Source organism: Yersinia sp. 1652 StPb PI (assembly GCF_041538345.1).
Classification (GTDB): Bacteria; Pseudomonadota; Gammaproteobacteria; order Enterobacterales; family Enterobacteriaceae; genus Yersinia; species Yersinia enterocolitica_E.
In genome coordinates, this window is the sequence record NZ_JAULSM010000001.1 from 3,618,151 (window position 1) to 3,624,150 (window position 6,000).

Below are 6,000 nucleotides of genomic sequence, written 5' to 3' on the forward strand. Positions count from 1 at the left end.
CGTGCCGCTGCGTGGTGAAACCTGCTCTCGCGTAGGTGATTTGGGCAATTTGTGGATCATCAATTTGAGACATCAACTTTTTTAATGCCATCAACCAATTTGATTAATTCTTCGACTTTATAATTTTTAGCTTCAAGATGTTTTACCTGACCAGTATCATAAGTAATACTGACTTGCTTACCTCGCTTAACAAACGCGATGAGTACACCGACAAACGCCGTTATTGTTGTTGGCGTAAGAGCAAGAAATAGATCGAATAAATCATAACCACCAGTAGAAAAATTGCGTAGCGTAAGTTGCGTATCTATTCCCTCATCAGTGAATGACTTGATGAGGGAGTTCGAATTCCAGCCATCGACACGAAAATGGATTTGATATATGCGATTATTTATCATAGGTAAAAATATTCCTTTATTTCATAGGGTTAAATTCTTTTTCCAAATCATAATTGGTGCATTTTCAATGCTGAAAGGTGGCGCGCTATCGATCAGTTTTCCTCCTGCATCCAGAGAAGATATGCATGAAGGAAAGGGACTTGCCTGGTTAACAGAAGAAGATCTGTCTAAACCAAACCATTTAAAGGATTAAATCTAACTGCATCCTGCAAGTAGTCTGGTGCAAGATGCGCATAAGTCATGGTTTGTAAAATATTGGAGTGACCGAGTATCTTTTGCAGCGTCAAAATATTGCCGCCGTTCATCATAAAGTGGCTGGCAAAGGTATGTCGTAATGCATGGATTGCCTGACCTTTTGGTAAATCGGGGGCAACCTCTTTAAGAGACTGCCGTACCAGCAAATAATCAACATCTGGAAAAACCTTTCCGTTACCTTTTGCTTTCAGCTCTTTAAATAATTCCGCCGAAATCGGCACTGTTCTGTTTTTGCCGTTCTTGGTATTTACGAAAGTCACACGTTGTTGAATAACATCATTTTGCGTCAGTTTAACAACCTCGCCCCACCTTGCACCGGTGGATAGACATAGTTTTACGGCCAGTTGTTCTTTACCTGTTAGTAAATCAAGTAAGGCGCTAATCTCATCTTTGGATAAAAATCCCATCTCACGCGCATTAATGCGCATCAAATTAATACCGATAATTGGATGTTCGTTGTGATAGTTACCGTTATCAATCAACACAGTGAACAGCGACGACAAAGCCCCTTGTTCGCGATTGACTGTGGCCGGTTTTATTCCATTTTCAATACGTGCTGCTCGGTAATTAGCAAAGCTGACGCGGTTAACCTGTGATGCTTTGGGAAATCCCATAGCTTCATCAATGCGCTCTAATTTTTGCAATATGCTTTTACCGGCTTTCATTGTTTGGCCTTGGTATTTCCACCACAGCGCTATCAATTCTGCCAGAAGCCGGTTGTCTGCTGGCTTTTCCAGCCAATCTTTATCATTTTGAGTAGCAATAGCCCAACGTTCAAACTGCTGCGCCTCGGACTTGGTTTTAAACTTCTTCCTGATCCGCTTCCCTTCACGGCCTTGTGGCCGCACATCGACCATATAGCCTTCTGCGCCAAGTGATTTAATACTCATCAAAGAAGTTCCTTTCGTAGCAAATCCCGCCTTTACCCCAAAAATTCTTTATTTTGTAGGCAATTAACCAACCTTCTGGCCTTTTTGGTTCGCTGATGTGCTTTCTGGCCCATCAGGGGAGAGATCAGGTGAGATCTGGCCTATTTCCGGTGCGACATCCCCTGTCATTAACCACATCGTGTATTTCTTGAATTGGGAATGTGTGGTGATTTTCATCAAAGTTCCGCCACCCGGTTCTAACAAACCAGTTTCATATTTCTTAACGGTACTAATTGATATTCCTGTCGCCTCGCAAAATTGAACTTGGCTTAACCCTTCCGCCTTACGGATAGCTTTTACTTTTTCACCCAGATCACTTGACATGGTTCACTCCAATGAACTATCTTTGCATGGTTCATCTTAATGAACCTTAAATTACTTAAAACTGCGTGATCTTAGAGGGTAGCACTTATGCCAAAGAAACTGAATAAAAGTGTGAATACGTCAATTATCAGGGAGTTGCCGCCTGATTATCCCTTTGGCAACAAGCTATCCGAGTCGATCGCTGACTATGCAAAGCGCCAAGGTATCAATCAGGACACAATTCGCACTCAGGCTGATACAGGACGTTTACCTATCATCCAGCAAAAGAAAGGCGCAAAACGTGAAGTGAATCTGTATGCGATTTACTTAAACGCCCGTTATAAAGCCGAGCGCTATGTGGAGATGATGAATTGATTAGCCAACTGCAACTATCTGCTGCTGCGCGCCAATTGGTTTATAGCCCACGTAATGTACTGGTAAAAGTCAGCGAACATACCTGCGTTTATCGTGGATTCTCTATTACCCGCCTGAAACGTAACAAAATAAACCCAATTACTCGCTATCAGGTGAGCCAAGGCGATCAGTCTTACGGCAAGTTTGACGCGCAAGCACAGGCAACGGCTTACGTAGATCAACTGCATCAGATGAGGAATGCGTCATGACTCAAGCCCCACAGTGCCCATCTCTTGCCGCATTATTGGTAAACGGTCAACAAGTCACGCATTACCGTCACCAACATGGCTGGTTAGAAACGCCAGACGGCAGACACTTTCAACCGAAAGCTAGCGAAGTGCAGTTTATCCCAGGACTAAGAACACCTTATATGGCGAAACCCAGAGCATCACGTCGCTGGTTTGCCCGCCTTATGGGGATATTCGCTTAACTCATCTTTGCCGGAGGTATTGCTATGCAAAAGTCTGCAAGAGCAATTGAACTCACAGCGGAGCAAATAAAAATCGGCCTCATTCAAACAGCTAATGTCCGGCTAATGCTTAATAAAGCATTAAGGAGAACGAATAGAGTTGCTGCATTTTTGTCAGGTGTGTCATTTCGCCACAGAGGATTGATTTACTTCACTGCTGGACTGCACAGAGATAAACATAAATTGAAGTTTCACGAGTTGGATAAATCGGATCGGTTGGCTGTTATTAAGGCGATGAGGGAACTATCGGAATTAACCGCCACATTCCCGAAAGAACTACCCGATGCTGATGCTGTAATCAATCAAGACCCGTAATTAATTATCAGAAAATCACAGGCGTTTTATACCGCGCCGGGATTCCTATTGCCTGAAAACGAGGAACAACAAAATGATGAATCGCAGACTTGCCGCAATATCCGCTTCAACTGAAGCCATGCATCAACATTTAAATAATGCCCGAATAGAAGAACGCAAAGACTTTGCGCTTAATCTGTCAGAAAAATTGACTGCCCTTTCCGATCATATATCTCAGCGTGACCTTAATAGCATTGAAGCTATTGAGTTAATCCGCCAGGTTGCTGAAAGTCTCAAGGCGGTATCTGAGGGACAACGCTAATGGCTGACTTAATCGATATCGCCCAAGAACGGCAAGAGATGGTATTAGCCGCTCAGATCGCCAATGCCCGCAGTAAGCCAGCCGCCCCCTCTGCTTTTATCTGTGAGTCCTGCGAGGCTGAAATTCCAGAGCAACGGCGTATCAGTGTTCCAGGGGTAATTTATTGTGTGACTTGCCAGCAAATCCATGAAGAGAAACAGAAACACTATCGGGGTGCATTATGAATCGCTCCCCGCTGAAATGGGCCGGTTCAAAGGCTCGTATTATGCCAACTTTGCTTCAGCATTTGCCAACGGGTAAACGGCTGGTTGAGCCGTTCGCTGGCTCCTGCTCTGTCATGCTGAATACGGATTATGAAGAATATCTGATAACGGATATCAATGATGATCTGATTAACTTCTATGAAATCGCTAAAAGAGAAACGAGCGACTTAATCAATGTGGCTTCCGCACTGTTTCTTACGGCTAATTCCCACGAACAATATTATATTTTCCGCAAAATATTTAATGCACGAAACCGTGATGATATATCCAGAGCAGCAATCTTCCTTTACCTAAATCGCCACTGTTTTAATGGTATTTGTCGCTATAACCAACAAGGGCAATTTAACGTCCCCTATGGCAAGTACAAAGCGCCCTATTTCCCCGAAGCCGAGATCCGTTTCTTTGCTGAAAAAGCCAACAAAGCGACCTTCTTATGTTGTGATTTTTCCGAAGCACTGGAAATGGCTGTTGCGGGTGATGTGATTTATTGCGATCCGCCTTATATCCCAGTATCCAGCACTGCTGATTTTACCCATTATCACACCGATGGTTTCAGCGCTGAACAGCAATTCCGTTTAGCTCGCCTACTGGCAAGGGCCGCTGAAAATGGCTGTCACGTTGTGGCGTCCAATAGTGATACCCCTACCAGTCGCGATCTCTATAGCCGTTTCACCCTCCACTCGATTACGGCTTCCCGCTCTATCAGTTGTAAGGCCGACGGCCGAAAAAGTACCGGGGAAATCATCGCGACTCTTAGGCACAATGAATGACCAACCATTCATGCGGCCGCAGTACCCCAACCCCACCTAAACCTTACCCCGGTAACACTGAAACGTTCACCGGGGCTTATTCATGGAACGTGCCTCGGCCAGCGATTGCTACCGCTGCCAGTGAGAAGCCAATCAGCGAGGATTTATTCAGACGCTTTGGTCAAATCAATGAACCCATTCCTCGTGCGCGGCGTGTTATGCGCCGCCTTGAATCTTTGCCTCACTATATCCGCCGCTACTACACCCTACGGGTGGAGAACATTAAGCAAAACAGTGGAGCCAAACGAGCCAATAGCTACTTAATCAATTCAATTGAAAAGTACCTATTGCCGCGTGTGGAGTGCGTAACAGAGCAATATCAGATTGATATTCGATCCCATGTGCTCATCCCTTTCTACGATGATTTCCGCCGTATTCCTTACTATGGTAAGCGAGAGATCAAACGGTTGGCCTATCGTCTGTCAGATTGCATGACTGGCGAGTTTATCCGCGAATATGACCATCAAATGGGATTACCTGATGGTGATATTGAAACCGCAATTGTGTCCGGCTATGGTTATATCGGTTTTTTAACTCGTCAGCTAAATACTAACGCACCAGGCTGGGGATTATACGAAAGCCAAACGATGACAGCGGACGAAGCATTACGCGCCACTGCCCGTATTGAGTCCCCTTCATGGTGGTTACGCCGTCTGAAGCATATCCATGATCAATGGCGTGAACACCTGATGATTGCGGCGGGTTATGTGCACGCCAAATCAGCACCCTATTGCAGTGATCCCGCCCTCAAGGAATGGCAAGCACAGAAGAGGTCTAACCGTGAATTCTTACAGGCGTTTGAGCTGGAAGATGAAGACGGAAACCGGATTTCGCTGGTTGATAAATACGATGGCAGCATAGCCAATCCTGCGATCCGCCGTTGCGAATTAATGACCCGAATGCGCGGGTTTGAGGATATCGCGGAACAAGAGAATTTAGCCGGTGATTTCTACACCTTAACAGCGCCGTCGAAATTCCATTCCATGCACAACAGTGGCAAGCGCAACCACAAATGGCATGGTGCCAGTCCACGGCAAACACAGAAGTATTTATGTCGTATCTGGTCACAGGTTCGTGCAGCGTGGAAACGCGCGGGTATCCGGGTATTCGGTTTTCGAGTGGCGGAACCTCACCATGACGAAACACCCCACTGGCATATGCTGCTATTTATGCTGCCTGCTGATATCGAACCGGCTCGTGATATTTTTTGCACCTATGCCCGTTGGGAAGATTCAGAAGAGTTGCAATCACAAGAAGCGCTTAAAGCCCGTTTTCATGTGGTCCCCATTGATAAAGAACTGGGTAGCGCCACCGGCTACATCGCCAAATATATATCAAAGAATATCGACGGTTACGCGCTTGACGATGAGCTGGACGACGAAAGTGGAAAACCACTGAAGGAAACAGCAAAGCGCGTCAGTGCCTGGGCGTCTCGTTGGCGTATTCGCCAGTTCCAGCAAATAGGTGGTGCGCCGGTCACGGTATACCGTGAATTACGCCGTCTGCGGGATAAGGAGCTGCGTTTATTCCCAGAGATATCACCAGCT

12 protein-coding genes are annotated in these 6,000 nt (G+C 45.7%); 9 read left to right on the top strand and 3 right to left on the bottom strand.

Going from position 1 to position 6,000, the window contains the following annotated elements:
• Positions 1-59 precede the first annotated feature (59 nt).
• Positions 60-395, bottom strand: a complete 336-nt coding sequence (locus Q2T71_RS16510) for a hypothetical protein (RefSeq protein WP_372559793.1) — start codon at positions 393-395, stop codon at positions 60-62.
• Between Q2T71_RS16510 and Q2T71_RS16515 the strand changes: the two genes are divergently transcribed.
• Positions 379-588 carry a hypothetical protein gene (locus Q2T71_RS16515; RefSeq protein ID WP_372559794.1) on the top strand — a complete coding sequence of 70 codons (210 nt, stop codon included), beginning with the start codon at positions 379-381 and terminating at the stop codon, positions 586-588. The genes Q2T71_RS16510 and Q2T71_RS16515 overlap by 17 nt on opposite strands.
• On the opposite strand, the gene Q2T71_RS16520 is transcribed toward Q2T71_RS16515, so the two are convergent.
• Positions 563-1,540 carry a tyrosine-type recombinase/integrase gene (locus Q2T71_RS16520; protein ID WP_372559795.1) on the bottom strand — a complete coding sequence of 326 codons (978 nt, stop codon included), beginning with the start codon at positions 1,538-1,540 and terminating at the stop codon, positions 563-565. The genes Q2T71_RS16515 and Q2T71_RS16520 overlap by 26 nt on opposite strands.
• A 63-nt stretch (positions 1,541-1,603) precedes the next feature.
• Positions 1,604-1,903, bottom strand: coding sequence for a helix-turn-helix domain-containing protein (locus tag Q2T71_RS16525; RefSeq protein ID WP_372559796.1), 300 nt, complete (start codon positions 1,901-1,903; stop codon positions 1,604-1,606).
• An 87-nt stretch (positions 1,904-1,990) separates the two neighbouring features.
• On the opposite strand from Q2T71_RS16525, the gene Q2T71_RS16530 reads away from it, so the two are divergent.
• From Q2T71_RS16530 to Q2T71_RS16565, 8 genes are all read left to right on the top strand, one after another.
• A complete protein-coding gene (locus Q2T71_RS16530) occupies positions 1,991-2,257 on the top strand; it encodes a hypothetical protein (protein WP_050881575.1) in 267 nt (88 codons plus the stop codon).
• Complete coding sequence (locus Q2T71_RS16535; protein ID WP_326497659.1) at positions 2,254-2,505, top strand: hypothetical protein; 252 nt, start codon at positions 2,254-2,256, stop codon at positions 2,503-2,505. Before Q2T71_RS16530 ends, Q2T71_RS16535 begins: the two co-directional genes overlap by 4 nt.
• Complete coding sequence (locus tag Q2T71_RS16540; protein ID WP_372559797.1) at positions 2,502-2,726, top strand: phage filamentation protein Fil family protein; 225 nt, start codon at positions 2,502-2,504, stop codon at positions 2,724-2,726. The genes Q2T71_RS16535 and Q2T71_RS16540 overlap by 4 nt, the downstream gene beginning before the upstream one ends.
• Before the next feature lie 24 nt (positions 2,727-2,750).
• A complete protein-coding gene (locus Q2T71_RS16545; protein ID WP_219654835.1) occupies positions 2,751-3,080 on the top strand; it encodes a DUF5347 family protein in 330 nt (109 codons plus the stop codon).
• A 73-nt stretch (positions 3,081-3,153) separates the two neighbouring features.
• Entirely contained in the window at positions 3,154-3,381 is a 228-nt protein-coding gene (locus Q2T71_RS16550) for a DUF2732 family protein (RefSeq protein ID WP_372559798.1), read from the top strand.
• Positions 3,381-3,605, top strand: a complete 225-nt coding sequence (locus Q2T71_RS16555; protein WP_372559799.1) for a TraR/DksA family transcriptional regulator — start codon at positions 3,381-3,383, stop codon at positions 3,603-3,605. The genes Q2T71_RS16550 and Q2T71_RS16555 overlap by 1 nt, the downstream gene beginning before the upstream one ends.
• Positions 3,602-4,414, top strand: coding sequence for a Dam family site-specific DNA-(adenine-N6)-methyltransferase (locus Q2T71_RS16560; protein WP_372559800.1), 813 nt, complete (start codon positions 3,602-3,604; stop codon positions 4,412-4,414). The genes Q2T71_RS16555 and Q2T71_RS16560 overlap by 4 nt, the downstream gene beginning before the upstream one ends.
• Positions 4,411-6,000, top strand: a 1,590-nt coding sequence (locus Q2T71_RS16565; RefSeq protein WP_372559801.1) for a replication endonuclease, incomplete at its 3' end; no start/stop codon positions are given. The genes Q2T71_RS16560 and Q2T71_RS16565, both read left to right, overlap by 4 nt.

Coding starts and splice junctions, on each gene's coding strand:
- Q2T71_RS16545 (WP_219654835.1), top strand. CDS start 2,751: ATGCAAAAGTCTGCAAGAGCAATTGAACTCACAGCGGAGCAAATAAAA.
- Q2T71_RS16560 (WP_372559800.1), top strand. CDS start 3,602: ATGAATCGCTCCCCGCTGAAATGGGCCGGTTCAAAGGCTCGTATTATG.
- Q2T71_RS16540 (WP_372559797.1), top strand. CDS start 2,502: ATGACTCAAGCCCCACAGTGCCCATCTCTTGCCGCATTATTGGTAAAC.
- Q2T71_RS16530 (WP_050881575.1), top strand. CDS start 1,991: ATGCCAAAGAAACTGAATAAAAGTGTGAATACGTCAATTATCAGGGAG.
- Q2T71_RS16525 (WP_372559796.1), bottom strand. CDS start 1,903: ATGTCAAGTGATCTGGGTGAAAAAGTAAAAGCTATCCGTAAGGCGGAA.
- Q2T71_RS16550 (WP_372559798.1), top strand. CDS start 3,154: ATGATGAATCGCAGACTTGCCGCAATATCCGCTTCAACTGAAGCCATG.
- Q2T71_RS16520 (WP_372559795.1), bottom strand. CDS start 1,540: ATGAGTATTAAATCACTTGGCGCAGAAGGCTATATGGTCGATGTGCGG.
- Q2T71_RS16515 (WP_372559794.1), top strand. CDS start 379: ATGCGATTATTTATCATAGGTAAAAATATTCCTTTATTTCATAGGGTT.
- Q2T71_RS16510 (WP_372559793.1), bottom strand. CDS start 395: ATGATAAATAATCGCATATATCAAATCCATTTTCGTGTCGATGGCTGG.
- Q2T71_RS16555 (WP_372559799.1), top strand. CDS start 3,381: ATGGCTGACTTAATCGATATCGCCCAAGAACGGCAAGAGATGGTATTA.